This is a genomic window from Pseudomonas sp. YQ_5, from assembly GCF_043103305.1.
Classification (GTDB): Bacteria; Pseudomonadota; Gammaproteobacteria; order Pseudomonadales; family Pseudomonadaceae; genus Aquipseudomonas; species Aquipseudomonas putida_Y.
Window position 1 is genome coordinate 139,583 of record NZ_JBICJS010000027.1, and the last position, 23,407, is coordinate 162,989.

At 63.8% G+C, this 23,407-nt stretch carries 22 protein-coding genes; 14 read left to right on the forward strand and 8 right to left on the reverse strand.

Features of this window, described 5'->3' with window-relative positions; translation table 11 throughout:
- Nucleotides 1-54: 54 nt before the first annotated feature.
- From ACF8EA_RS05065 to ACF8EA_RS05090, 6 genes are all read left to right on the forward strand, one after another.
- Nucleotides 55-1,134 (forward strand): extracellular solute-binding protein, encoded by a 1,080-nt coding sequence (locus tag ACF8EA_RS05065; protein WP_103469263.1) that lies wholly within the window; start codon nt 55-57, stop codon nt 1,132-1,134.
- 25 nt (nt 1,135-1,159) lie between these two features.
- On the forward strand, nt 1,160-2,125 hold the full coding sequence (gene speB / locus ACF8EA_RS05070; protein WP_021785367.1) for an agmatinase: 966 nt from the start codon (nt 1,160-1,162) through the stop codon (nt 2,123-2,125).
- A 233-nt stretch (nt 2,126-2,358) separates the two neighbouring features.
- A complete protein-coding gene (locus tag ACF8EA_RS05075) occupies nt 2,359-2,676 on the forward strand; it encodes a hypothetical protein (RefSeq protein ID WP_010953180.1) in 318 nt (105 codons plus the stop codon).
- A 22-nt stretch (nt 2,677-2,698) separates the two neighbouring features.
- Nucleotides 2,699-3,844, forward strand: coding sequence for a PQQ-dependent sugar dehydrogenase (locus ACF8EA_RS05080; RefSeq protein ID WP_021785365.1), 1,146 nt, complete (start codon nt 2,699-2,701; stop codon nt 3,842-3,844).
- A gap of 42 nt (nt 3,845-3,886) precedes the next feature.
- Nucleotides 3,887-4,993: a cell division protein ZapE gene (zapE, locus tag ACF8EA_RS05085; RefSeq protein ID WP_021785364.1), complete on the forward strand. Its 1,107-nt coding sequence runs from the start codon at nt 3,887-3,889 to the stop codon at nt 4,991-4,993.
- 13 nt (nt 4,994-5,006) lie between these two features.
- The gene (locus ACF8EA_RS05090) at nt 5,007-5,588 is read left to right on the forward strand and encodes a DinB family protein (protein ID WP_392521216.1); all 582 of its coding nucleotides are present in this window, start codon (nt 5,007-5,009) and stop codon (nt 5,586-5,588) included.
- Between the two features lie 75 nt (nt 5,589-5,663).
- Here ACF8EA_RS05090 and ACF8EA_RS05095 read toward each other — a convergent pair whose 3' ends face one another.
- The 6 genes from ACF8EA_RS05095 to yegQ form a co-directional block, all read right to left on the reverse strand.
- Nucleotides 5,664-6,662: an alpha/beta fold hydrolase gene (locus ACF8EA_RS05095; RefSeq protein ID WP_103444023.1), complete on the reverse strand. Its 999-nt coding sequence runs from the start codon at nt 6,660-6,662 to the stop codon at nt 5,664-5,666.
- Between the two features lie 75 nt (nt 6,663-6,737).
- Complete coding sequence (locus tag ACF8EA_RS05100; protein ID WP_392521217.1) at nt 6,738-7,175, reverse strand: YqaA family protein; 438 nt, start codon at nt 7,173-7,175, stop codon at nt 6,738-6,740.
- Nucleotides 7,175-7,603, reverse strand: coding sequence for a DUF411 domain-containing protein (locus ACF8EA_RS05105; RefSeq protein WP_003248913.1), 429 nt, complete (start codon nt 7,601-7,603; stop codon nt 7,175-7,177). The genes ACF8EA_RS05100 and ACF8EA_RS05105 overlap by 1 nt, the downstream gene beginning before the upstream one ends.
- Before the next feature lie 14 nt (nt 7,604-7,617).
- Nucleotides 7,618-8,502 carry a copper resistance protein B gene (locus tag ACF8EA_RS05110; protein WP_021785361.1) on the reverse strand — a complete coding sequence of 295 codons (885 nt, stop codon included), beginning with the start codon at nt 8,500-8,502 and terminating at the stop codon, nt 7,618-7,620.
- A complete protein-coding gene (locus ACF8EA_RS05115) occupies nt 8,495-10,219 on the reverse strand; it encodes a copper resistance system multicopper oxidase (RefSeq protein ID WP_392521218.1) in 1,725 nt (574 codons plus the stop codon). Before ACF8EA_RS05115 ends, ACF8EA_RS05110 begins: the two co-directional genes overlap by 8 nt.
- Nucleotides 10,220-10,297: 78 nt before the next feature.
- On the reverse strand, nt 10,298-11,632 hold the full coding sequence (yegQ, locus tag ACF8EA_RS05120; RefSeq protein WP_021785359.1) for a tRNA 5-hydroxyuridine modification protein YegQ: 1,335 nt from the start codon (nt 11,630-11,632) through the stop codon (nt 10,298-10,300).
- A 133-nt stretch (nt 11,633-11,765) separates the two neighbouring features.
- On the opposite strand from yegQ, the gene ACF8EA_RS05125 reads away from it, so the two are divergent.
- A complete protein-coding gene (locus tag ACF8EA_RS05125) occupies nt 11,766-12,830 on the forward strand; it encodes an AI-2E family transporter (protein WP_021785358.1) in 1,065 nt (354 codons plus the stop codon).
- A gap of 77 nt (nt 12,831-12,907) precedes the next feature.
- Here the strand turns inward: ACF8EA_RS05125 and phnX are convergent, their stop codons facing one another.
- Nucleotides 12,908-13,735: a phosphonoacetaldehyde hydrolase gene (gene phnX, locus ACF8EA_RS05130; RefSeq protein WP_003250077.1), complete on the reverse strand. Its 828-nt coding sequence runs from the start codon at nt 13,733-13,735 to the stop codon at nt 12,908-12,910.
- A gap of 34 nt (nt 13,736-13,769) precedes the next feature.
- Nucleotides 13,770-14,876 carry a 2-aminoethylphosphonate--pyruvate transaminase gene (locus ACF8EA_RS05135; RefSeq protein ID WP_103444025.1) on the reverse strand — a complete coding sequence of 369 codons (1,107 nt, stop codon included), beginning with the start codon at nt 14,874-14,876 and terminating at the stop codon, nt 13,770-13,772.
- Between the two features lie 112 nt (nt 14,877-14,988).
- On the opposite strand from ACF8EA_RS05135, the gene ACF8EA_RS05140 reads away from it, so the two are divergent.
- The 7 genes from ACF8EA_RS05140 (at nt 14,989) to ACF8EA_RS05170 (ending at nt 22,859) form a co-directional block, all read left to right on the forward strand.
- Complete coding sequence (locus ACF8EA_RS05140; protein WP_021785357.1) at nt 14,989-15,852, forward strand: LysR substrate-binding domain-containing protein; 864 nt, start codon at nt 14,989-14,991, stop codon at nt 15,850-15,852.
- A gap of 200 nt (nt 15,853-16,052) precedes the next feature.
- Nucleotides 16,053-17,075 (forward strand): AraC family transcriptional regulator, encoded by a 1,023-nt coding sequence (locus tag ACF8EA_RS05145; RefSeq protein ID WP_021785356.1) that lies wholly within the window; start codon nt 16,053-16,055, stop codon nt 17,073-17,075.
- A 228-nt stretch (nt 17,076-17,303) separates the two neighbouring features.
- The gene (locus ACF8EA_RS05150) at nt 17,304-18,950 is read left to right on the forward strand and encodes an acyl-CoA synthetase (protein ID WP_325948497.1); all 1,647 of its coding nucleotides are present in this window, start codon (nt 17,304-17,306) and stop codon (nt 18,948-18,950) included.
- Nucleotides 18,951-18,963: 13 nt separating this feature from the next.
- Nucleotides 18,964-19,731, forward strand: a complete 768-nt coding sequence (locus ACF8EA_RS05155) for an SDR family NAD(P)-dependent oxidoreductase (protein WP_021785354.1) — start codon at nt 18,964-18,966, stop codon at nt 19,729-19,731.
- Nucleotides 19,732-19,742: 11 nt separating this feature from the next.
- The gene (locus tag ACF8EA_RS05160) at nt 19,743-20,936 is read left to right on the forward strand and encodes an acetyl-CoA C-acyltransferase (protein WP_392521219.1); all 1,194 of its coding nucleotides are present in this window, start codon (nt 19,743-19,745) and stop codon (nt 20,934-20,936) included.
- An 8-nt stretch (nt 20,937-20,944) separates the two neighbouring features.
- Nucleotides 20,945-22,072: an acyl-CoA dehydrogenase gene (locus ACF8EA_RS05165; protein ID WP_021785352.1), complete on the forward strand. Its 1,128-nt coding sequence runs from the start codon at nt 20,945-20,947 to the stop codon at nt 22,070-22,072.
- A 13-nt stretch (nt 22,073-22,085) separates the two neighbouring features.
- Nucleotides 22,086-22,859, forward strand: coding sequence for an enoyl-CoA hydratase (locus tag ACF8EA_RS05170; protein WP_003250095.1), 774 nt, complete (start codon nt 22,086-22,088; stop codon nt 22,857-22,859).
- The last annotated feature ends 548 nt before the right edge of the window (nt 22,860-23,407 follow it).

Here is a 23,407-nt window from a genome sequence, read left to right on the forward strand (position 1 = left end):
ATGTAACCCGGCTGGCATGCTCGCGGCATCCACCCATTTACCGAGGTGTCCGCCATGCGTCGATCGTTGTGCCTTTTGTCTCTGGTTCTGGCCCTGCCGCTGCAGGCCGAAGAAAAGGTCGTCAACCTCTACAGCTGGGCCGATTACGTCGCCCCGCAAACCCTGCAACGCTTCGAACGGGAAACCGGCTACAAGGTGCGTTACGACACCTTTGACACCCCCGAGGTACTGGAAACCAAGCTGCTGACTGGTGGTAGCGGCTATGACGTGGTGGTGCCGTCATCTACCGTGCTGGCCCGGGCGCTCAAGGCCAATGCCCTGCAACCGCTGGACGCTCAGGCCATGCCTGGCTACGGCAACCTCGACAAGGACCTGCTGGGCAAACTGGCCGAGGTTGACCCCGGCAACCGCCATGCTGTGCCGTACACCTGGGGCACGCTGGGCCTGGGGGTAAATGTGGAGGCGGTACGCCAGCGCCTTGGTGATGTACCGCTGGATAGCCTCGACCTGTTGTTCAAGCCCGAGTACGCCGCCCGCCTGAAGGGTTGCGGCATCGCCATACCTGACTCGCCCCAGGAGGTGATCGGCGTAGCCCTGAACTACCTGGGCAAGGACCCTTACAGCCAGAACAAGGGTGACCTGGCTGCCGCGCAGAACCTGCTCAGCCAGTTGCAGCCGTCGATCAGCTACGTCGCCAATGGCCGGCAGATCAACGACCTGGCCAATGGCAGCGTGTGCCTGGCGCTGACCTACAACGGCGATGCCGCGATGGCCGCCGACCAGGCCCGCCGTGCCGGCAAGCCGTTCGAGGTGATCTACCGCATCCCCCGCGAAGGCACGCTGGTATGGCAGGACAACCTGGTCATCCCCAAGGACGCCCCACACCCCGAGGCCGCCCGGGCGTTCATCGCCTTCATGCTCAAGCCTGAGTCGGTGGCAGCGCTGACCAACACGCTGTTCTTCGCCAACGCCAACCAGGCTGCCACACCGCTGGTGGACGAAGCGGTGCGCAACGACCCGGATATCTATCCGTCGGCCGAGGTGCGTCAGCGCCTGTATGCCGACCGCAGCATGGCCCTGGCCGACCTGCGCCAACGCAACCGTCTGTGGACCGCCTTCCGCAGCCGGCAGTAGCCCATGACAATCAAGGAGCCCGACCGTGGACCAAGCCGCAAGCAACGACCAGGCAATTACCCGCGATAGCCTGTATGGGACCGCCGCAGAAAGCACCTACGCCGGTGTTGTCAGTTTTTCCCGCCGCCGCTACAGCCGCGACTTGCGCGGTGTGGATGTGGTGGTCAGCGGTGTGCCGTTCGACACGGCCACCAGTAACCGCCCCGGCGCGCGTTTCGGCCCGCGGGCGATTCGTGCGGCCTCGGTTCAGCAGGCCTGGGCTCGCCACTGGCCGTGGGCGTTCGACCCGTTCGACCACCTGGCGGTGATCGACTATGGTGACTGCCCCTTCGACAGCGGCACGCCGCAGTCGGTACCGGACAGCATCGAGGCCCATGCCGAGCATATTCTGCAGGCGGGGTGCGCCATGCTCACCCTCGGTGGCGACCACTTCATCAGCTACCCATTGCTCAAGGCTCACGCCCGCCGCCATGGCCCGCTGGCGCTCATTCATTTCGATGCGCACAGTGACACCTGGCCAGACGAGGCGGGCAAGCGCATCGATCACGGCACCATGTTCTGGCATGCCGCCCGCGAAGGCCTGGTTGACCCGGCCCACTCGGTACAGATTGGCCTGCGCACGACCAATGACGACAGCCAGGGCTTTGCCATTCTCGACGCCAGGCAAGTGCACCGCCAGGGCACAGAGGCGGTGATTGCGGCGATTCGCCAGCGGGTGGGCGAGCGGCCGGTGTACCTGACCTTCGACATTGACTGCCTCGATCCGGCCTACGCACCCGGTACCGGAACGCCTGTGTGTGGCGGGCTGAGCACGGTGCAGGCGCTGGAGATTCTGGGTGGGCTGCGTGGCATCAACCTGGTAGGCATGGACTTGGTGGAAGTGGCGCCAGCCTATGACCATGCCGATATCACTGCTTTGGCCGGGGCAACCTTGGCCATGGAGATGCTGTGCCTGTATGCGGCGCGGCACAAGGTGGACAACGGCCAGTAGATTTTGCGGCCATTCGCGGGCAAGCCCGCTCCCACACGTGTCTCACAGGGCCAGAAATCTGTGGGTGACCGTGGGAGCGGGCGCGCCCGCGAATGGCTGCAAAGCAGCCCTCCGAGGCCCATACTGAAACATCAGGAATCATCTCCACCCGCATTCACACTTTTGCCGCGAACCCCTCGCGCCTTAGGCTATCAAACCCACCAGGCGCGGCATTTTCGTACAGGAGGTGAAGCATGACCCCGACATTGCCCATCCTGGCCCTCGGCCTGGCCTTGTGCCTGCCCGCGCACGCGGCGGCGCAGCAGCCCGTGCAACGTGCTGCCGGCAACAATAACCCTTACAACAGCCCGATCCAGCGGGCCAACCCGAACAGCCGTCAAGGCAGCATGCCGGCTGCGCCACCGGTACGTGGCCCGTCCACCGACCCGTACCAGCGCCCACCCACCCTGGACAACCGCGGCATCGGCAACGGCGACAATCTGCGCCGTCAGCAGCAAACCCCGAACCTGGAACCCACCCGGCCACCCCGTGACAACCCACGTGCGCCGTAAAACCACTTGAAAGGAATCCGGCATGCTTCGAGCACCCTGGCTGGCCACCCTGGCTGCTGCCGCGCTACTGCCCTTGTGGGCGCATGCGGCGGCCGAACAGCGATTTCCCAGCGAAGAAGGTACCTTGATCGTCAGCACGCTTGCCGATGGCCTACGCAACCCTTGGGCCCTGGCCTTCCTGCCCGGCGGCAAGGACATGCTGGTGACCGAGCGGGCGGGCAACCTGCGGCTGGTCAATGCCGAAGGCAAGGTCGGCCCGTCGATCAGCGGTGTACCCAAAGTCTGGGCCGAGGGCCAGGGTGGCTTGCTGGATGTGGCGCTGTCACCGGAGTTCGGCAAGGACCGCACCGTTTACCTGTCCTACGCCGAGGAGGGTAGTGACGGCAAGGCCGGTACTGCGGTCGGCCGCGGGCAGCTGTCCGAGGACCGCGCCCGGCTGGAGAATTTCACCGTGATTTTCCGCCAGCAGCCCAAGTTGTCGGTGGGTAACCACTTCGGCTCGCGGCTGGTGTTCGACCGCGACGGCTACCTGTTCATCGCCCTGGGCGAGAACAACCAACGCCCCACTGCTCAGGACCTGGACAAGTTGCAAGGCAAGGTCGTGCGTATTCTGCCGGACGGCGAGGTGCCCAAAGACAACCCCTTCGTCGGCAAGGGCAACGTGCGCCCGGAGATCTGGTCGTACGGCCACCGTAATCAGCAAGGCGCCGCCCTCAACCCCTGGACCGGCCAGCTGTGGACCCACGAGCACGGCCCGCGCGGTGGTGATGAAATCAACATCCCAAAGCCTGGCAAGAACTATGGCTGGCCGATGGCGACCCACGGCATCAACTATTCGCTGCTGCCAATCCCCGAGGCCAAGGGCAAGCATGTGGACGGCATGATCGACCCGCACCATGTCTGGGAAAAGTCACCGGGTATCAGCGGCATGGCGTTCTACGACAGCCCGAGGTTCAAGGCCTGGGACCACAATCTGTTCATCGGTGCGTTGGCCACTCAGGAATTGATCCGCTTGCAACTGGACGGCGACAAGGTGGTGCACGAAGAGCGGTTGCTCGGTGACCTGAACGCGCGTATCCGTGATGTGCGGGTGGGGCCGGATGGTTACCTGTATGTCCTGACCGATGACAAGGACGGCGCGCTGCTCAAGGTAGGCCTGGCCGACTGACGCGCGCCTGCACCGAGGGTGACAGTCGGGTAGAATGCGGCCATGGCCATCGACCCCCAATCCCTCTACCAGCAAGCCCTGAGCACTCGGGGCTACGTTGCTGATCCCGCCCAGGCCCGCGTCGTCGAGGCCTTGCAAGGCTGCTTCCAGTCCCTCGAGCAGGGCCGCCCCACCCAGGGCCTCTACCTCTGGGGCCCGGTCGGGCGCGGCAAGACGTGGCTGATGGACCAGTTCCACCAGTGTCTGCGCATACCGAGCCGGCGCCAGCACTTCCACCACTTCATGGCCTGGGTGCATCAGCGCCTGTTTCAGCTCAACGGTACCGCCGACCCGCTGCTGGCCCTGGCGGCGGAGCTGGCGCGGCAAATCCGCGTGCTGTGCTTCGATGAACTGTTCGTCAACGACATCGGTGATGCGATCATCCTTGGCCGCCTGTTCCAGGTATTGTTCGATCAGGGCGTGGTGATTGTTGCCACTTCCAACCAGCCACCCGAGCAGCTCTACCGCGATGGCTTCAACCGCGAGCGGTTCCTGCCGGCCATCGCCGCCATTGGTCGTCACATGCAGGTACTGCCGGTAGCGGGCGAGCAGGATCACCGCCTGCACCCCGGTGAAGCGCGGCAGCGCTATTGGGTAGCCGAGGCAGGGCAGGTCAGCCAGTTGGCCGAGGTGTTCCGCCAGCTCAGCCCCGAAGACGCCGGCACCGATCAGCCCTTGGTTATTGGCTCAAGGCACATTCACGTCGTGCGGCGTAGTGAGCAGGCTATCTGGTGTCGTTTCACCGATCTGTGCGATCAACCCCTGGCCGCCATGGAGTTCATGGCCTTGTGCGACCGTTTTCCCTCGATTCTGGTATCCGGCATTCCGGCGCTGGGCGGGGAACAGCGGGCGGGGCGTATTGCCCGTGGTACCGAAGATGGCGCGGCGAGGGTAGTGGCGGGCGACCGTGAACTGCCTGCGCTGTCGCCCAAGGACGATGCGGTTCGCCGCTTCATTGCCCTGGTCGACGAATGCTATGACCGCCGGGTGGCGTTGTACCTTGAGGCACAGGTGCCGCTCGATGCCCTCTACACTCAAGGGTATCTGGCGTTCCCGTATCAGCGCACCCTGAGCCGGCTACGGGAGATGCAACTGCAACGCTTCGCCTGAAAAGGAGCCGACCATGCAGCCGTTATCGCATCATCTGCTGACCCAGGCCTATAACAATGGCTGGGCCAACCACCGCCTGTACAAGGCCTGCCTGCAACTGACCCAGGACGAGTTCGTCGCCCCGCGTTGCAGCTTCTTCCCGTCGATCAAGGCCACCCTCAACCACTTGCTGACGGTGGATTGGTTTTACCTGCATATGCTGGAGTGCGAGCAGCGCGGCGAGCAGCCCGATACAGACGGCGAACGTTTTTTCGACCCGGAACAGCCGTTTGCCACCTGTACCGACCTGCATGCCGAGCAGGCCCAGGCTGACCACCGTTTGATCGCCTACTGCCGGGGGCTGAGTGATGGCGACCTGGGCCGCTATGTGAGCGTCGTGCGGCCTGATCGGGTGCAGCGCGAGCAGCGGCTGCGTTTGCTGGCGCATCTGTTCGAACATCAGGTGCATCACCGTGGGCAGGTGCACGCGATGCTCAGTGATACCGCGGTCAGGCCACCTCGGCTGGATGAGTTTTTCTGCGAGGAAGAGGCCGAATTGCGGGCGGGCGACTTTGCCGAGCTGGGCTGGACAGAAGCGCTGGTCTGGAACGTGTAGAGGAACCCTGTGGCAGCAGCGGGATTGCGCAAAGTTCCAAAGCCTGCGCGCTCCCACAGGGGACCAATCATTGGCTCACTTGCCCAGCCATTCGACCAGGGTGCGATTGAACCGCACCGGTTCCTCGATTTGTGGCGCATGCCCCATGCCTTCGAAGGTGATCAGCTCACCTTTGGGTATCAGCTTGGCCACCTGCGGCCCTAGCTCGGCATATTTGCCCAGCTTGGCCTTCACCTCCGGCGGCGCGATATCGCTGCCGATGGCCGTGGTGTCCTTGTCGCCGATCAGCAGCAGGGTTGGCATCTGCAGGTGCTTGAACTCGTAGTACACCGGCTGGGTAAAGATCATGTCGTAGATCAGTGCCGAGTTCCACGCCACCGCTTCATGCCCGGGCCCTTTGTTCAGGCCCACCAGCATCTGCACCCAGCGTTCGTATTCAGGCTTCCAGCGCCCGACGTAATAGGTTTTGCGTTCATAGGCGCGTACGCCTCCGGCATCCAGCTTGAGCTCGCGGGCATACCACTGGTCCACGGTGCGGTAGGGCACGCCCAGGGCTTTCCAGTCCTCCAGACCGATCGGGTTGACCATTGCCAGGCGTTCCACCTGCTGTGGGTACATCAGCGCATAGCGGGTGGCGAGCATGCCGCCGGTGGAGTGGCCGAGCACAATGGTTTGCTTCACACCCAGCTGTTCGAGCAGGGCATGGGTGTTGTCGGCCAGTTGCTGAAAGCTGTACTGGTAATGCGCCGGTTTGCTTGACGTACAGAAGCCGACCTGGTCGGGCGCGATGACCCGGTAGCCGGCCTTGCTCAAGGCGTCGATGGTGGTTTCCCAGGTGGCGGCGCAGAAGTTCTTGCCGTGCATCAGCACCACGTTGTGGCCGTTTGCCTCGCCCTGGGCGGGCACGTCCATGTAGCCCATCTGCAGGGCCTGGCCCTGGGACTTGAAGTCGAAATGCTTGAGGGGGTGCGGGTAGCTGAAGCCTTCGAGCTGGGGGCCGTAGGTAGGCGACTCGGCAGCGATGGCCGAACTGCCGGCAAGGCAGGCCAGGGCCAGGGCGGTTGCGCGCAGCATGGGGGCACTCCGTGTTGGGCCAGGTAGGAAGGGGCGACTGTAGCAGGCAGTGGACCACGCGAAACCTGAAAGGTGTTACCAGGCGTGAAACCAGCCCAGGGTAATCATCGCAAGCACTGCATAGCGGCCAGCCTTGGCCAGGGTCACCAGCAACAGGAAGCGCCAGAACGGCTCACGCATGATCCCGGCGATCAGCGTAAGCGGGTCGCCGATCACCGGCATCCAGCTGAGTAGCAGCGACCATTGCCCCCAGCGTTGGTAGCGCTGCTGCGCACGCGCCAGCTGGGCAGCGCTGAAAGGAAACCAGCGCTTGTCACGCAGGTGCTCGATGGCCCGGCCCAGCAGCCAGTTGACCCCCGAGCCGAGCACGTTGCCCAGAGTAGCCACCAGCAGCAGGGTTGCCCAGGCCTCGGGCTGGCGCAGCAACAGACCGACCAGCACGGCCTCCGATTGCAGCGGAAGCAGGGTGGCGGCACCAAAGGCGCTGAGAAACAGCGCCCCCAGGCTGAGCATCAGTAGTTGGCGACCACGGTGTCCTGGCCATCCTGGGTCACCCCGATGACCTGGTAGGCATCCTTGTGGTCGCCCATTTCCATGCCGGGCGAGCCCATGGGCATGCCTGGCACGGCCAGGCCCTTGAGGTCGTTGCGCTTGGCCAGCAGGCGCACCTGCTCGGCCGGCACGTGGCCTTCGACGAACTTGCCGTCGATCACCCCGGTGTGGCACGACGCCAGGCGCGGCGCCACGCCCAGGCGTTGCTTGACGGCGCTCATGTTTGGCTCGACGTGGTCGTTGACGGTAAAACCGTTGTCACGCAGGTGGCTGATCCAGGCCTTGCAGCAGCCGCAGTTGGGGTCGCGGTAGACGTCGATGGTCTCAGCGGCCTGGGCCAGGCCGGTGACGGCTAGCAGGCTCAGGGTCAGCAGGTGTTTGCGCAGCATGGTGAAGCACTCCTTTAAAAACGCAGGCGGATACCGGCGACCAGGCGGGTCTGGCCCAGGTCCTCGCCGTCTTCGCGGGCCTGGTTGGCACGCGAGCCGTGCAGGCGGTTGAAACTGAGCCCGACGTAGGGGGCGAAGCCGCGCGTGATCTCGTAGCGCAGGCGCAGGCCCACCTCGCTGTCGGCCAGCCCCGCGCCTTGTTCGCGCCCGGCATCGTTGCGCCCGTAGAGGTTGGCCTCCAGGGTCGGCTCCAGTATCCAGCGGTTGGTCAGCAGCATAGCGTAAGCGGCTTCCAGGCGCAGCGCGGTCTGTTGCCGCTCGCCTGCATAGGCGGTGGCTTGCAGCTCCAGGCCGTACAACGGTGTGCCCTGGATGCCGAAGGCGGCCCAGGTTTGGCCACTGGCAGGCTTGAAGTCCTGGCGTACACCGGCCACCAGTTCCCACCACGGGCTCACGGCATGGCCCCACAGCGCCTGCAGCTCGGCCTTGTGGGTATTGCCCTGTTCGCGTTCGCCTTCGGTGCGCAGCCACAAGCGGTCGATATCGCCGCCGACCCAGGCGGTGGCGTTCCAGTTCAGGGCGCTGCTGCTCTCGAAGTTCTGGTATTCGAGCTTGTCCACGATCACTGCCCAGTTCAGCGCCCGGTCATGCACTGGGTGCCCTGGCAATGGCGGGAAGGCGGCGCGGCGGTCGGCGTCGGTGATGACAGGCAGGGGTGTGCGAGGCTGGCTGAGGAAAGGCTGGCCATGGCCCATGCTTTCATGGTTCATGGGCATGGCCTGATGGCCCATCTGGCCGTGGTTCGCGTGTTCGAAACCCGCGGCCATCGCCCGTTCACTGGCGAGCAAGGTCAGTAGCGTCACGCCTGCCACGATGCTGCGGTTGCGGGTGTCATTCATCGACGCGTACCTCGCGGAGCATGCCGCTCTCCATGTGGTAGAGCAAGTGGCAGTGGTAGGCCCAGCGGCCCAGCGCGTCGGCGGTCACCCGGTAGGTGCGTCGGCTGCCGGGCGGGATGTCGACGGTGTGCTTGCGCACCAGGAACTGGCCATGCTCGTCTTCCAGGTCGCTCCACATGCCGTGCAGGTGGATGGGGTGGGTCATCATGGTGTCGTTGACCAGGGTGATACGCACGCGCTCACCGTAGGTCAGCCGCAGCGGTTCGGCGTCGCTGAACTTGATACCGTCGAACGACCAGGCGAAGCGCTCCATATGGCCGGTCAGGTGCAGCTCGATGTCACGCGATGGCGGGCGGCCGTCCGGGTCGGGGTAGGGGCTGCGCAGGTCGGCGTAGGTCAGCACGCGGCGACCATTGTCACGCAGGCCTATGCCAGGGTCGGCCAGGTTGGGACGCGGTGCCATGCTCTGCATGTCCACCAGCGGGTTGCCGGTTTCACTGACCGGGTGTTGCTGCATGGCCGACATGGCGGCGTGGCCCATGCCGGCCATGTTGCCGTGGTTCATGCCGGGCGGGTTACTGTGGTTCATGCCCGCCATGGCATCCATACCGCCGTGGCCCATGTCCTCCATGCTCAGCACTGGGCGTGGGTCGGGGGCAGGCACCGGTGCCTGCAACCCGGCCGCACGGGCCAGGGTGCCGCGGGCGAAGCCGGTGCGGTCCATGCTTTGGGCGAACAGGGTGTAGGCGGGTTGGTCACCCACGGTCACCAGCACGTCGTAGGTCTCTGCCACGGCAATGCGCACTTCATCCACGCTCACCGGGGTCACCGGCAAGCCGTCGGCGGCGATCACCGTCAGCTTCAGCCCGGGGATGCGGAAGTCGAAATAGGTCATGGCTGAGGCGTTGATCAGCCGCAGGCGCACGGTTTCGCCTGGCTGGAACAGGCAGGTGAAGTTGCCTTGTGGTGGTTGGCCGTTGAGCAGGTAGGTGTAGGTGGCGGCGCTGATATCCGCGAGGTCGGTTGGGCTCATGCGCATGCGCGCCCAGGCCGTGCGTTCGGCGACGGTGGGGCTCCAGCCGTTTTCGGCCACGTCATCGATGAAGTCGCCAACCGTGCGCTTGTGGAAGTTGTACGCGTCGGACTGCTTCTTCAGCGTCGCCATCAGCTGCTCCGGCGCCTGGTCTGACCAGTCGCTGAACAGCAGCACATGATCGCGCTGGTAGCGGTGCGTTTCGGGCTCGCGTGGCTCGATCACGATCGCCCCGTATACCCCGGCTTGCTCCTGCAGCCCCGAATGGCTGTGGTACCAGTAGGTGCCGCTCTGGCGCAGGGTGAACTGGTACAGGTAGTCGCCGCCGGGCTCGATGCCAGCGAAGCTCAGGCCAGGCACGCCGTCCATGTTGGCCGGCAGGATGATGCCGTGCCAGTGGATCGAGGTGTCCTGCGCCAGTCGGTTGCGCACGCGCAAGGTCACGGTGTCACCTTCGCGCCAGCGCAGCAGTGGGCCGGGCAGGCTGTTGTTGACGGTCAGTGCGGTACGCGGCCGGCCTGTGATGTTGACCGGGGTCTGGCCAATGAACAGCTCGAAATGCTGGCCGGCCAGGTCTCGGCCTTCGGCGGCCTGAGCCAGCGGGCGCCACAGCCCCAGGCCCGCCAGCGTGCTGGCGGCGCCCAGGCCTTTGACAAACGTACGGCGGGAGGGGTTGCGCAACATGGCGTGGCCTCATGCAGAAGAGCCACGATGTTCGCTGCCGCCGGCTGTCAGGTAGCTGAGGTGCACATTACAGTGTTGTCAGCTTGCTGCTTCGTCGATGCGGAGGTCGCGCATCAGCAGGCCGTAGTCGAGGGCAACCTGTTCCGGAATCGGCAGGTACACCACATGGCCATCGCCCGGTGCGACCTCGATGGCGTGCTGCTGGCGGTTGTGCAGGCGGTGCAGGTCGAAGTGGTAGTTACCGCGCGGGGTCATCAGCTCCAGATGGTCGCCCACGGCGAAGCGGTTCTTCACCTTGACCTCGGCGAGGCCGTCGATACGCACGCCGGTCAGCTCGCCAACGAATTGCTGGCGTTCGGACACCGAGTTGCCCCGCTGGTAGTTCTGGTACTCGTCGTGCACGTGGCGGCGCAGGAAACCTTCGGTGTAACCGCGTTGTGCCAAGGATTCGAGGTTACCCATCAGGGCGCGGTCGAATGGCCGCCCGGCCACCGCGTCGTCGATCGCCTGGCGATACGACTGCACCGCACGGGCACAGTAGAAGTGCGATTTGGTGCGACCCTCGATCTTCAGCGAATGCACACCCATCAAGGCCAGGCGCTCGACGTGCTGGATGGCGCGCAGGTCCTTGGCGTTCATGATGTAGGTGCCGTGTTCATCCTCGAACGCCGGCATTTCAGTGCCGGGGCGGTTGCTTTCCTGCAGCAGGAACACCTGGTCGGTGGGGGCACCCAGGCCCAGGGTGGGCTGCACTTGGCGCACGATGTCACCGGTGGCGTTCTCGGTGGCTGGTGTGGCGTCGTATTTCCAGCGGCAGGCATTGGTGCAGGTGCCCTGGTTGGCGTCACGCTTGTTGAGGTAGCCCGACAGCAGGCAACGGCCGGAATAGGCCATGCACAGGGCGCCGTGCACGAACACTTCCAGTTCCATGCCCGGCACCTGCTGGCGGATTTCCTCGATTTCGTCCAGCGACAGCTCTCGCGACAGGATCACCCGGCTCAGGCCAAGTTGCTGCCAAAACTGCACGCTCGCCCAGTTGACGGTGTTGGCCTGCACTGACAGGTGCACCGGCATCTGCGGGAAGTGCTGACGCACCAGCATGATCAGGCCGGGGTCGGACATGATCAGCGCGTCCGGCGCCATCTCGATCACGGGTGCCAGGTCTTTGAGGAAGGTCTTGAGCTTGGCATTGTGCGGGGCGATGTTGACCACCACGTAGAAGCGCTTGCCCAAGGCGTGCGCCTCCTCGATCCCCAGTGCCAGGTTGGCGTGATCGAACTCGTTGTTGCGCACCCGCAAGCTGTAACGCGGCTGGCCGGCGTAGACCGCATCGGCGCCGTAGGCAAACGCGTAGCGCATGGTCTTGAGGGTGCCGGCGGGGGCCAGCAGTTCGGGCTTGGCAGTAGGGTTCATGTGCGCACCGGGGCAAAAAGGCAGCGATGCTAGGGGCGATGGACAAGGTGCGTATTGATTTGCGTCAAGAGAGCGCGGCACTTTTGTCCAGGTGCGGTGCACTAATCACTCATAAGCCATGTGAGGAACTGCGATGAACGAAACCGCGCTACAGAACAAAGCCCTGGCAGTACTTTTGGCGCTGGTGACCATTGCCTTCTTCTGGATTCTCCTGCCGTATTACGGCGCAATCTTCTGGGCGGTGATCCTCGGTATCCTGTTCGCCCCGCTGCAGCGTCATTTGCTGATCCGCAGCGGGCGGCGGCGTAACCTTGCCGCGGTCACATCCACGCTGGTGTGCCTGCTTGTGGCGATCCTGCCGGTAATCATCACCAGCGCCCTGCTGGTACAAGAAGGCGCCACGCTGTACCAGCGCATCGAAAGCGGGCAACTGGACATCGCCGGTTACGTCGAGCGCGGCAAGGACATGCTCCCGGCATTCGCCCAGCGTGGCCTGGACAACATGGGCATGGGTAACCTCGACGGGTTGCGTGACAAGATCACCAAGTGGGCAACCCAGGGTAGCCAGGTATTGGCCAGCCAGGCATTCAGCTTTGGCCAGGGCACATTCGAGTTCCTGATCAGTTTCGGCATCATGCTGTACCTGCTGTTCTTTTTCCTGCGTGATGGCCCGGAAGTCGCGCGCCGGGTGCGCATGGCCGTACCGCTGCCCGAGCACCAGAAGCGTCGTTTGCAGTTGAAATTCAATCGTGTGGTGAGGGCGACGGTGAAGGGCAACGTGCTGGTGGCCATTACCCAAGGTGCGTTGGGTGGCTTTATTTTCTGGGTGCTGGATATCCCGAGTGCATTGGTGTGGGCGGTGCTGATGGCGTTTCTGTCGCTGCTGCCGGCGGTGGGCGCGGGCATCATCTGGGCGCCGGTGGCGGCGTATTTCCTGCTGACCGGGGCGATACTGCCCGGGGTGGTGCTTACTGCGTTCGGGGTGCTGGTGATCGGCCTGGTGGATAATGTGTTGCGGCCCATCCTAGTGGGCAAGGATACCCGCATGCCGGACTACCTGATTCTGGTATCGACCCTTGGCGGGCTGGCGGTGTTCGGCCTCAACGGCTTCGTGATCGGCCCATTGATCGCGGCGCTGTTCGTCTCCAGCTGGGCGATCTTTGCCGCGACCAAACCGCAGGTGCAATTGCCGCAATAGCGTTCAAGCCTGAGGGTAGTCGGGTGTGGAGCGGCCCTGTTTCGCAAAAGGGCCGCTTCCACAGAGAAACCGCAGGGTCAGAAGGCTTGCGGCATCTCGCCCTTGGCCAGGCGCCGGTTGATGTCGGCAATCACTTCGGGCAGATCGTTGATGGTGTCGATCAGGTAGTGCGGGCGGGAGCCGGCAAACAGTGCATGGATACGCTGGCGCTCGCTTTCCAGTTTTTCGGCACTCAGCGCCCGGAAGCCTTCCCAGGTCAGGCCCAGGGCATTGCCCGAACAGACCAGTGCCACGGTCCACATGCCGGCACGGCGGCCTTCAAGAATGCCTGGCACGGTGTCGTCCACCTTCACGCAGGCCGCTACATCGTCAATCCCCAGCGCAATCACGTTGGCCAAGGCCTGGGCCGGCCATGGGCGGCCGTTCGGGGTTTCATCTGTGGCCACCACGTGGTCGGCCACATAGCCGTTCTGCGCCGCCAGTTCAACCACCTTGTCCATCACCACTTTCGGGTAGCCCGAGCACGAACCGATCTTCAGGCCGTCCTGGCGTAGACCGGTGAGGGTGTCCAGCGCACCGGGGATCAGCGCCGAGTGCACAGCGATCTTCTCGATCTGCAGCGGCATGAAGCGGTTGTAGATGGCGGTGACGTCATCATCGGTCGGGGTACGGCCGAACACCTTGCGGTAGCGCTCGGCAATTTCCGGTACGTCGCACAGGGTGCGGATATGGTCCCATTTGCCCATGCCCATCGGGCCTCGGGCTTCCTCGATGGACACCTGCACGTCGAACTCGGCAAAGGCCTCGACAAAGATCTGGGTGGGGGCGAATGAGCCGAAATCGACCACGGTACCAGCCCAGTCGAGGATGGCGGCTTGCAGTTGGGTGGGGTTGTTGTAGTTCATGTGCGCGAATTCCTGGGTTCGGGTGGGCAAAGCGTCAGATGTCCAGCACTTCCATTTCCCGCAGCACCTCGGCCACGGCATTCACGGCGGCCTGCATGCCGTCCGCCCCGACCACACCGATACAGCCGACGCGGAAGGTTTCGACCTGGGTCAGCTTGCCCGGGTAGAGAATGAATCCCTTGGCCTTGACCCGCTCGTAGAAGTCCTTGAACTGGTAGCGGGCATCGGTGGGGGCGTGGAAGGTGACGATGATCGGCGCCTGGATTTCGGCGGGCAGAAAACTGCGCAGGCCGATGGCTGCCATGCCGTCGAGCAGCGTCTTGCAGTTGTCTGCGTAGCGCTGGTGGCGGGCCGGAAGGCCACCTTCCTCGTTGTATTGCTGCAGCGCTTCATGCAGGGCCGCGACCACGTGGGTAGGCGGGGTGAAGCGCCATTGCCCGGTCTTGGCCATGTAGGCGTGCTGGTCGTGCAGGTCCATGGCCAGCGAGTGGGCATTGCCTTCGGCGGCCGCCAGGGCGTTCTTTTCGGCGAAGACGAAGCCCATGCCGGGTACGCCTTCCAGGCACTTGCCGGAAGCTGCGATCAGCGCTTCGAAGGGGATTTCGCGGGCATCGATCGGCAATGCTCCGAACGAGCTCATGGCATCGATGATCAGGCGCTTGCCATGGCGTTTGATCACCTGGGCGATCTCGGGGAGCGGGTTGAGAATGCCGGTGCTGGTTTCGCAGTGGATCAGCGCCACATGGGTGATGGCCGGGTCTTCGGCCAGCAGCCGGTCGACGTCGGCGGCGGTGGTCGGCTGGTCTTCGGCCGTTTCGAAGGTGCTGTAGGTGCGGCCCAGCACTTTGCAGATCTTTGCCAGGCGCTGGCCGTACGCGCCGTTGATCAGTACCAGAACCTTGCCATCGCGTGGCACCAAGGTGCCGATGGCCGCTTCCACGGCGAAGGTGCCGCTGCCTTGCAGGGGAACGCAGTGGTGGCTGCTGGCGCCGTCGATGATGGCCAGCAGTTGTTCGCAGACGCTGGCAGTCAGTTGGTTGAAGTCACGGTCCCAGGAGCCCCAGTCCACCAGCATGGCTTGGCGGGTGCGGATTGATGTGGTCAAGGGACCTGGGGTCAGCAGAATCGGGGCGTTGCTCATTCCGTTATTCCTCACAAGCGGTGGGCTGAAACTACGGGGCCTAGGTTGCAATTCGCGTTGTCATCAATCAAATTGTTTGTTGTTATCCCAGCTATAAGTCAGGCCGATAAATATGAACCTGTTCCAGCTACGCGCTTTCGACGCCGTGGCCCGTGAGGGCAGCTTTACCCGTGCTGCCGAGCGCCTGTTCATCAGCCAGCCGGCGGTGACCGGGCACGTCAAGGCCCTGGAAGAGCACTACCAGATCACCTTGCTGCGGCGTACCGCACGGCGCGTGGAACTGACCGAGGAGGGCACGCGCCTGGCGGCCATCACCCGCGCCATGTTCGGCCTGGCCGAAGAGGCGCAGGCCATGCTCGAGGCCAACCGCCAACTGCTGACCGGGCGCCTGGAGGTAGCCGCCGACGGCCCGCACCGGGTCATGCCGATGCTGGCGCTGTTGCGTGAGCGGTACCCTGGCGTCACCGTCAACTTGCGCCTGGGCAATGCACAGGAGACGTTGGCTGCGCTGCTTGGCGAGCATGCCGACGTGGCGGTGCTGACCGAAATCGAGCCGCGCAAGGGGCTGCATCTGCAAACGCTCTGTGAGTCGCGCCTGTGTGCGTTGTTACCTGTGGGGCATGCCTGGGCCACCGAGCGGGAGGACTTGCCGTTGGCCGCGCTGCACCAGCAGATCATGGTGCTGCGCGAACCCAGTTCCACCACCCGGCGCACCTTCGACAAGGCCTGCTTCAAGGCGGGCGTGCAACCGCGTGTATTGCTGGAACTGGACAGCCGGGAGGCGGTAACCGAGGCAGTGGCCTCGCAACTGGGGATTGGCGTTGTTTCTTCCACTGAAGTGGCCAATGATCCCCGTGTGGTGGCACGACCATTGGCCGGTGAGGGTCTTGTCAACCAACACGTGATCGGCTGCCTGGAGCGCCGTCGCGAACTGCGCCTGATTCAGGCGTTCCTGAGTCTGGCCGCGGGGCTATGATGGCTGTTTGCTGCGGGGCACCCTAGGCTCTGTATGAAAAGCCTTGATACTCGGTGATGCTGCGTTGAAAACAGCCTCGGAATGCTCATTTACAACCCGTAAACTCCGCTTCCTCGGCTGTTTTCGCCTTGCCTGACCTTCGTCTCAAGGCTTTTCATACAGACCCTAATATGGCCGGCAATCAGCCGACAGGACCGTCGATGAGCGACAAAGACACCATTTCCATGCAACTGGTGCGCGAAGCGCTGTTGCAGACCTGCCCTGCCGGTGAGCCTGACAGTGGCTTGCTGGCCAGGGCGGGTATTGCCGTTGAACAACTGCACCTGCCAGAGGCAAGGGTCAGTGCCGAATCCTATGCCCGCCTGTGGCGCTTGCTGGCCCGGCGCTGCAACGACGAGTTTTTCGCGATGGACCCGCGCGGTTTGTGCAGTGGCAGCCTGGCTTTCATGTGCCGTGCCAGCATGGGCCAACCGACCCTGGGCGCAGGCCTGGAAACCTCGCTGGCATTTCTGTCGCTGATGCTTCAAGACATGCAGCCCAGCCTGGTGCGCCAGGAAGGCCTGGCCGAAATTGTCATCAATGAGCCGCGTGACGAACCGCGCCGTGCGTTTACCTATTTCACGTTCTGGATGATCGTGCATGGCGTGGCTTGCTGGCTGGCCGGGCGGCGCATCCCGATTCTGAGCATCGATCTGCGTTGTGCCGAACCCCCTTTTTGCGACGACTACCGGGTCATGTTTTCGGAGAGCCTGCATTTTGAGCGTCCACGCACACGCATGATCATTGCTTCGCAATGCCTCGACTTGCCCCTGCGCCGCAGCGAGGAGGAACTGCAGCGTTTTCTGGCCGAAGCGCCGGGCAATATCCTTGTCAAGTACCGTGACCCGGCCAGCCTCGGGCGGCGTATCCGCACCGACCTGTTGCGCCTGGCCCCTGAGCAATGGCCCGATGCTGACAGCCTGGCCCGGCAGCTATGCCTGTCGCCATCGACCCTGCGGCGGCGCCTGGCAGAAGAGGGGCAGAACTACCAGGGCCTGAAGGACAGCGTACGACGGGAGCTGGCGATCGCCTGGCTCAGCCAGGAAGACGTGGCCATGGGCGAGCTTGCCGAGCGTTTGGGGTTTGCCGACAGCAGCTCGTTCTATAAGGCATTTCGCAAGTGGTTCGGCTGCAACCCGGGGCATTATCGGGCATTGATCCAGGCGCGAGGGGCAGGGCACTGAAGGGCCATCGCTTGCGGCGGCAGGCATGACACGGCGTCCATGTCGAGCGCCTGGTCGGGCGCTCACCCAGTCCTGGCTGCGGGCAGCCGAGCGCGCAGAGGGGTGATGAGCGGCGGCCAAACCAGTCATCCAGATTGACAGCTTTGGCCATTGCCGCCGCGCATGAGCGGCGCGAACATCGTCGGACCGATGCTTCAACTCCAAAAACAAGAAACCAGGAGTCCGATGATGCGCGATTACGCCGAGGCCGCTCGTGCGTTTGACCATGCCCAGGCCGCAGTGGCGGCATTGCATGGCAGCCTTGAGGCCCTTAATGCCTGTGTCGAATGTTGTGACCGGCATGCCGGTGACGGCAAGCTGGCGCTGATTCATGAAGACCGCGATGGTAACAGCGCGCGCTATAGTTTCGATCAGCTTCAGGTGCAGGCTGCCCGGTTCGCCAATGTGCTAAGGGCGCAGGGGGTGGGCGTTGGAGACCGGGTTGCCGGCTTGATGCCGCGCACCCCTGAACTGCTGGTGACCATCCTTGCTACCTGGCGCCTTGGGGCGGTTTATCAGCCCTTGTTCACGGCGTTCGGCCCCAAGGCCATCGAGCACCGGCTTGAGCAATCCCACGCCCGAGTGGTGGTCACCGATAGCCAGAACCGCGCCAAGCTGGACGAGGTGCACGCCTGCCCGACCATCATCACCGTCAAGGCCCGCAGTGGTGAACTGGACTTCCAGCAATGCCTGGAAAGCGCAGCGGATGTCTGCGAGCCGGTGATGCGCTCAGGCAACGATCCGTTCCTGCTGATGTTCACTTCTGGAACCACTGGCCCGGCAAAACCCCTGGAAGTGCCACTGCGCGCGATTGTCGCGTTTCAGGGCTACATGCGTGATGCCATCGAGCTGCTGCCTGAGGACAACTTCTGGAACCTGGCCGACCCGGGTTGGGCTTACGGTTTGTATTACGCCGTGACCGGTCCGTTGTCGCTGGGGCATGCCACCACGTTCTACGATGGCCCGTTCAGTGTCGAAAGCTGCGCCCGGGTGATCGACAAGCTGGGCATTACCAACCTGGCCGGTTCGCCCACTGCGTATCGCTTGCTGATTGCGGCGGGCAAAGATTTTTCGGCACCGATCAAGGGCCGCCTGCGAGTGGTCAGCAGTGCGGGCGAACCGCTTAACCCCGAGGTGATCCGCTGGTTCGCCGACGAGTTGGGCGTGACCATTCACGATCACTATGGCCAGACCGAACTGGGCATGGTGCTGTGCAACCACCATGGCCTGCAGCATCCGGTGCACCTGGGTTCTGCCGGCTATGCCATCCCCGGCCACCGCATCGTGGTGCTGGACGAGCAGGGCAACGAGCTGCCAGCCGGCCAGCCAGGCATCCTCGCCGTTGACCGCGAGCAGTCGCCGCTGTGCTGGTTCGGCGGTTACCACGGCCTGCCGACCAAAGCCTTCGTCGGCAAGTACTACCTCAGCGGCGACACTGTCGAGCTGAACCCGGATGGCAGCATCAGCTTCGTTGGCCGTAGCGACGACGTGATCACCACCTCCGGTTACCGGGTGGGGCCGTTCGATGTGGAAAGCGCGTTGATCGAGCACCCGGCGGTGATCGAGGCAGCGGTGATCGGCAAGCCCGACCCGGAGCGCACCGAGCTGATCAAGGCGTTCGTGGTATTGGCCAGCGGCTATGCCGGCAGCGTCGAGCTGGAAGAAACCTTGCGCCAGCACGTGCGCCAGCGCCTCTACGCGCATGCCTACCCCAGGGAAATCGAATTCGTCAGCGAGCTGCCCAAGACCCCGAGCGGCAAGCTGCAACGCTTCATCCTGCGCAACCAGGAAGTCGCCAAACAACAAGCGCAACAGGCCACCCCTGCCAGCGTCTGAAAGGAAAGTACTCATGCACATAGCCAATAAACATTTCATCGTCAGCGGCGCCGCTTCCGGGCTGGGTGCTGCGACTGCACAGATGCTGGTCGAGGCTGGTGCCAAGGTCATGCTGGTCGACCTCAATGCCCCGGCTGTCGAAGCCAAGGCTCGCGAGCTGGGCGACAACGCCCGTTTCGCCGTGGCTGATATCAGTGACGAGCAGGCGGCCCAGTCGGCTGTCGATGCAGCTGTCAGCGCCTTTGGCAGCCTGCATGGGTTGGTCAATTGTGCTGGCATCGTCGGTGCCGAGAAGGTGCTGGGCAAGCAGGGCCCGCATGGCCTGGCCAGCTTCGCCAAGGTCATCAACGTCAACCTGATCGGCAGCTTCAACCTGTTGCGTCTGGCTGCGGCGGCCATGGCCGAAGGGGCTGCCGATGAGAGCGGCGAGCGTGGGGTCATCATCAACACGGCCTCCATTGCCGCCTATGACGGCCAGATTGGTCAGGCCGCCTACGCCGCCTCCAAGGGTGCCATTGCCAGCCTGACCTTGCCGGCCGCGCGCGAACTGGCGCGCTTCGGCATCCGCGTGATGACCATCGCTCCGGGCATCTTTGAAACCCCTATGATGGCCGGCATGAGCGAAGAAGTACGTGCTTCTCTGGCTGCCGGCGTGCCATTCCCGCCCCGCTTGGGTCGCCCGCAGGAATACGCTGCGCTGGCCCGCCACATCATCGAGAACAGCATGCTCAACGGTGAGGTCATCCGCCTCGACGGTGCGCTGCGCATGGCTGCCAAGTAAGGAGAACGAACATGCCCCTCGCCAATGACCCCATCGTTATCGTCAGCGCCGTACGCACGCCCATGGGCGGGCTGCAGGGCGACCTCAAAAGCCTGACTGCGCCGCAACTGGGCAGCGCTGCCATCCGTGGTGCCGTGGAACGTGCCGGCATCGATGCCGCTTGTGTCGAGCAGGTACTGTTCGGCTGCGTGCTGCCAGCCGGCCAGGGCCAGGCGCCGGCACGCCAGGCCGCGCTGGGCGCGGGGCTGGACAAGCACACCACCTGCACCACCCTGAACAAAATGTGCGGCTCGGGGATGCAAGCCGCGATCATGGCCCATGACCTGCTGCTGGCCGGCACCGCAGACGTGGTAGTGGCGGGTGGCATGGAAAGCATGACCAACGCGCCGTACCTGCTGGACAAAGCCCGTGGTGGCTACCGCATGGGCCACGGCAAGATCATCGACCACATGTTCATGGACGGCCTCGAAGACGCCTACGACAAAGGCCGCCTGATGGGCACCTTTGCCGAGGACTGTGCCCAGGCCAATGCCTTCAGCCGCGAAGCCCAGGACCAGTTCGCCATCGCCTCGCTGACCCGAGCGCAGGACGCCATCAGCAGCGGCCGTTTTGTCGCCGAGATCGTGCCGGTGGAAGTCACCGAGGGCAAGGAAAAGCGTGTCATCAAGGATGACGAGCAGCCGCCCAAGGCGCGCCTGGACAAGATTGCGCAGCTCAAACCGGCGTTTCGTGAAGGCGGCACCGTGACGGCGGCCAACGCCAGTTCGATTTCCGACGGCGCTGCGGCGCTGGTACTGATGCGTCGCTCCGAGGCCGACAAACGTGGCCTCAAGCCATTGGCCGTCATCCACGGTCACGCCGCCTTTGCCGACACCCCGGCGCTGTTCCCGACCGCCCCGATCGGCGCGATCGACAAACTGATGAAACGCACCGGCTGGAACCTGGCCGAGGTCGACTTGTTCGAGATCAACGAGGCCTTCGCCGTGGTCACCCTGGCGGCCATGAAACACCTCGATCTGCCACACGACAAGGTCAATATCCACGGCGGCGCCTGCGCCCTTGGGCACCCGATCGGCGCTTCTGGCGCGCGTATTCTGGTCACCCTGTTGTCGGCCTTGCGCCAGAACAATCTGCACCGGGGTGTGGCGGCCATCTGCATCGGCGGTGGCGAGGCCACGGCCATGGCTGTTGAATGCCTGTACTGAGGTGAACCATGCTGGTAAATGACGAGCAACAACAGATCGCCGACGCGGTACGCGCCTTCGCCCAGGAGCGCCTGAGACCGTTTGCCGAGCAATGGGACAAGGAGCATCGCTTCCCGAAAGAGGCCATCGACGAAATGGCCGAACTGGGCCTGTTCGGCATGCTGGTGCCGGAGCAGTGGGGCGGTAGCGACACTGGCTATGTGGCCTATGCCATGGCCCTGGAGGAAATCGCTGCGGGTGATGGCGCCTGCTCGACCATCATGAGCGTGCACAACTCGGTGGGTTGCGTGCCGATCCTGCGCTTCGGCAACGAGCAGCAGAAAGAGCAGTTCCTCACCCCGCTGGCGACAGGTGCGATGCTCGGTGCTTTCGCCCTGACGGAGCCGCAGGCTGGCTCCGATGCCAGCAGCCTGAAGACCCGCGCACGCCTGGAGGGCGACCACTATGTGCTCAATGGCAGCAAGCAGTTCATTACCTCGGGGCAGAACGCCGGGGTAGTGATCGTGTTTGCAGTCACCGACCCGGAGGCTGGCAAGCGTGGCATCAGCGCCTTCATCGTGCCGACCGATTCGCCGGGCTACCAGGTAGCGCGGGTTGAGGACAAGCTCGGCCAGCACGCCTCCGACACCTGCCAGATCGTTTTCGACGATGTGCGCGTGCCAGTGGCCAACCGGTTGGGGGCGGAGGGTGAAGGCTACAAGATCGCCCTGGCCAACCTTGAGGGCGGCCGTATCGGCATCGCCTCGCAAGCGGTGGGTATGGCCCGCGCGGCGTTCGAAGTGGCGCGCGACTACGCCAACGAGCGCCAGAGCTTTGGCAAACCGTTGATCCAGCACCAGGCCGTGGCGTTTCGCCTGGCCGACATGGCGACGAAGATTTCCGTGGCCCGGCAGATGGTATTGCACGCCGCCGCCCTTCGTGATGCGGGGCGCCCGGCGCTGGTGGAAGCATCGATGGCCAAGCTGTTTGCCTCGGAAATGGCCGAAAAGGTCTGTTCGGATGCCTTGCAGACCCTGGGCGGTTATGGCTATCTGAGTGACTTCCCGCTGGAGCGGATCTATCGCGACGTTCGGGTTTGCCAGATCTACGAAGGCACCAGCGACATTCAGCGCATGGTCATTGCGCGCAATCTTTGAAGGAGCAGACTGCATGGCATTCGAAACCATCCTGTTGGACATCCACGGCAAGGTTGGCCTGATCACCCTCAACCGCCCGCAGGCGCTCAATGCGCTGAACGCGCAGATTGTCGGCGAGATCAACCAGGCCCTGGACCAGCTCGAGCGCGACCCGAACATCGGCTGCGTGGTGCTGACAGGCTCGGCCAAAGCCTTTGCCGCTGGCGCTGACATCAAGGAAATGGCCGAGCTGCAATACCCGCAGATCTACGTCGACGACCTGTTCAGCGACGCCGATCGCATTGCCAATCGCCGTAAGCCGATCATTGCTGCCGTGTCCGGGTTTGCCTTGGGCGGCGGCTGCGAGCTGGCGATGATGTGCGACTTTATCCTCGCTGCCGACAACGCCAAGTTTGGTCAACCGGAAATCAACCTGGGCGTGCTGCCGGGCATGGGCGGCACCCAGCGCCTGACGCGTGCGGTGGGCAAGGCCAAGGCCATGGAGCTTTGCCTGACTGGCCGCCTGATGGGGGCGGAAGAGGCCGAGCGTGCAGGTTTGGTGGCGCGGATCGTGCCGCAGGCAGAACTGGTGGAAGAGGCGCTGAAGGTGGCGGCGACCATTGCCAGCAAGTCGATTCCGGTGAGCATGATGGTCAAGGAGAGCGTCAACCGAGCGTTTGAAGTCACCCTCAGCGAGGGGGTACGCTTTGAGCGTCGGGTCTTCCATGCGGCTTTCTCCACCGAAGACCAGAAAGAAGGCATGGCCGCATTCATCGCCAAGCGCGAGGCCCAGTTCAAGGACCGTTGATCAGACTCGGTTCGTTGCCGTTGCCGTTGCCGTTGCCGTTGCCGTTGCTTTTGCTTTTGCCGTTGCTTTTGCTTTTGCTTCTAAGCGCGCGATAGTTCAGGCGACGCAGATTGCGACTTCAGGAGGCCGAGCGCAGGGCTTGCGGAGGGAGGTGACGGGCATGGATGCCCGTCAAGCGCTGGGCCCCAGGATGGGGCCTGCAGCGCGGTCCTCCCGGGAGCAAGCCCGGAGCGAGGGAACCCCGGAGCGTAGCGCAGGGGCCGGATGATGGGAGCGCAGCGTTTTTTGGTTACTTTTTGTCGCGTTTGACAAAAAGTGACCCGCCGTAAGGGCGGAAAGGTGACTATGCGCCACCTTCGTGAATGAATACCTACTCGATGTGAATGCCCACATCCAAGAAGCAAGAAGCAAGAAGCAAGAAGCAAGAAGCAAGAAGCAAGAAGCAAGAAGCAAGAAGCAAGAAGCAAGAAGCAAGAAGCAAGAAGCAAGAAGCAAGAAGCGAACTCGTCTGTTTTGACTCAGCGAACAGGCCGTTTGCGATGGCGACG

What these genes read in the sequence shown, in the direction of transcription:
- ACF8EA_RS05155 (WP_021785354.1), top strand. Translation starts at nt 18,964, where the DNA reads ATGCACATAGCCAATAAACATTTCATCGTCAGCGGCGCCGCTTCCGGG.
- ACF8EA_RS05125 (WP_021785358.1), top strand. Translation starts at nt 11,766, where the DNA reads ATGAACGAAACCGCGCTACAGAACAAAGCCCTGGCAGTACTTTTGGCG.
- ACF8EA_RS05090 (WP_392521216.1), top strand. Translation starts at nt 5,007, where the DNA reads ATGCAGCCGTTATCGCATCATCTGCTGACCCAGGCCTATAACAATGGC.
- ACF8EA_RS05165 (WP_021785352.1), top strand. Translation starts at nt 20,945, where the DNA reads ATGCTGGTAAATGACGAGCAACAACAGATCGCCGACGCGGTACGCGCC.
- zapE (WP_021785364.1), top strand. Translation starts at nt 3,887, where the DNA reads ATGGCCATCGACCCCCAATCCCTCTACCAGCAAGCCCTGAGCACTCGG.
- ACF8EA_RS05100 (WP_392521217.1), bottom strand. Translation starts at nt 7,175, where the DNA reads ATGCTCAGCCTGGGGGCGCTGTTTCTCAGCGCCTTTGGTGCCGCCACC.
- yegQ (WP_021785359.1), bottom strand. Translation starts at nt 11,632, where the DNA reads ATGAACCCTACTGCCAAGCCCGAACTGCTGGCCCCCGCCGGCACCCTC.
- ACF8EA_RS05095 (WP_103444023.1), bottom strand. Translation starts at nt 6,662, where the DNA reads ATGCTGCGCGCAACCGCCCTGGCCCTGGCCTGCCTTGCCGGCAGTTCG.
- ACF8EA_RS05150 (WP_325948497.1), top strand. Translation starts at nt 17,304, where the DNA reads ATGCGCGATTACGCCGAGGCCGCTCGTGCGTTTGACCATGCCCAGGCC.
- ACF8EA_RS05065 (WP_103469263.1), top strand. Translation starts at nt 55, where the DNA reads ATGCGTCGATCGTTGTGCCTTTTGTCTCTGGTTCTGGCCCTGCCGCTG.
- ACF8EA_RS05075 (WP_010953180.1), top strand. Translation starts at nt 2,359, where the DNA reads ATGACCCCGACATTGCCCATCCTGGCCCTCGGCCTGGCCTTGTGCCTG.
- ACF8EA_RS05080 (WP_021785365.1), top strand. Translation starts at nt 2,699, where the DNA reads ATGCTTCGAGCACCCTGGCTGGCCACCCTGGCTGCTGCCGCGCTACTG.
- ACF8EA_RS05170 (WP_003250095.1), top strand. Translation starts at nt 22,086, where the DNA reads ATGGCATTCGAAACCATCCTGTTGGACATCCACGGCAAGGTTGGCCTG.
- ACF8EA_RS05160 (WP_392521219.1), top strand. Translation starts at nt 19,743, where the DNA reads ATGCCCCTCGCCAATGACCCCATCGTTATCGTCAGCGCCGTACGCACG.
- ACF8EA_RS05110 (WP_021785361.1), bottom strand. Translation starts at nt 8,502, where the DNA reads ATGAATGACACCCGCAACCGCAGCATCGTGGCAGGCGTGACGCTACTG.
- ACF8EA_RS05115 (WP_392521218.1), bottom strand. Translation starts at nt 10,219, where the DNA reads ATGTTGCGCAACCCCTCCCGCCGTACGTTTGTCAAAGGCCTGGGCGCC.
- ACF8EA_RS05145 (WP_021785356.1), top strand. Translation starts at nt 16,053, where the DNA reads ATGAGCGACAAAGACACCATTTCCATGCAACTGGTGCGCGAAGCGCTG.
- ACF8EA_RS05135 (WP_103444025.1), bottom strand. Translation starts at nt 14,876, where the DNA reads ATGAGCAACGCCCCGATTCTGCTGACCCCAGGTCCCTTGACCACATCA.
- ACF8EA_RS05105 (WP_003248913.1), bottom strand. Translation starts at nt 7,603, where the DNA reads ATGCTGCGCAAACACCTGCTGACCCTGAGCCTGCTAGCCGTCACCGGC.
- phnX (WP_003250077.1), bottom strand. Translation starts at nt 13,735, where the DNA reads ATGAACTACAACAACCCCACCCAACTGCAAGCCGCCATCCTCGACTGG.
- ACF8EA_RS05140 (WP_021785357.1), top strand. Translation starts at nt 14,989, where the DNA reads ATGAACCTGTTCCAGCTACGCGCTTTCGACGCCGTGGCCCGTGAGGGC.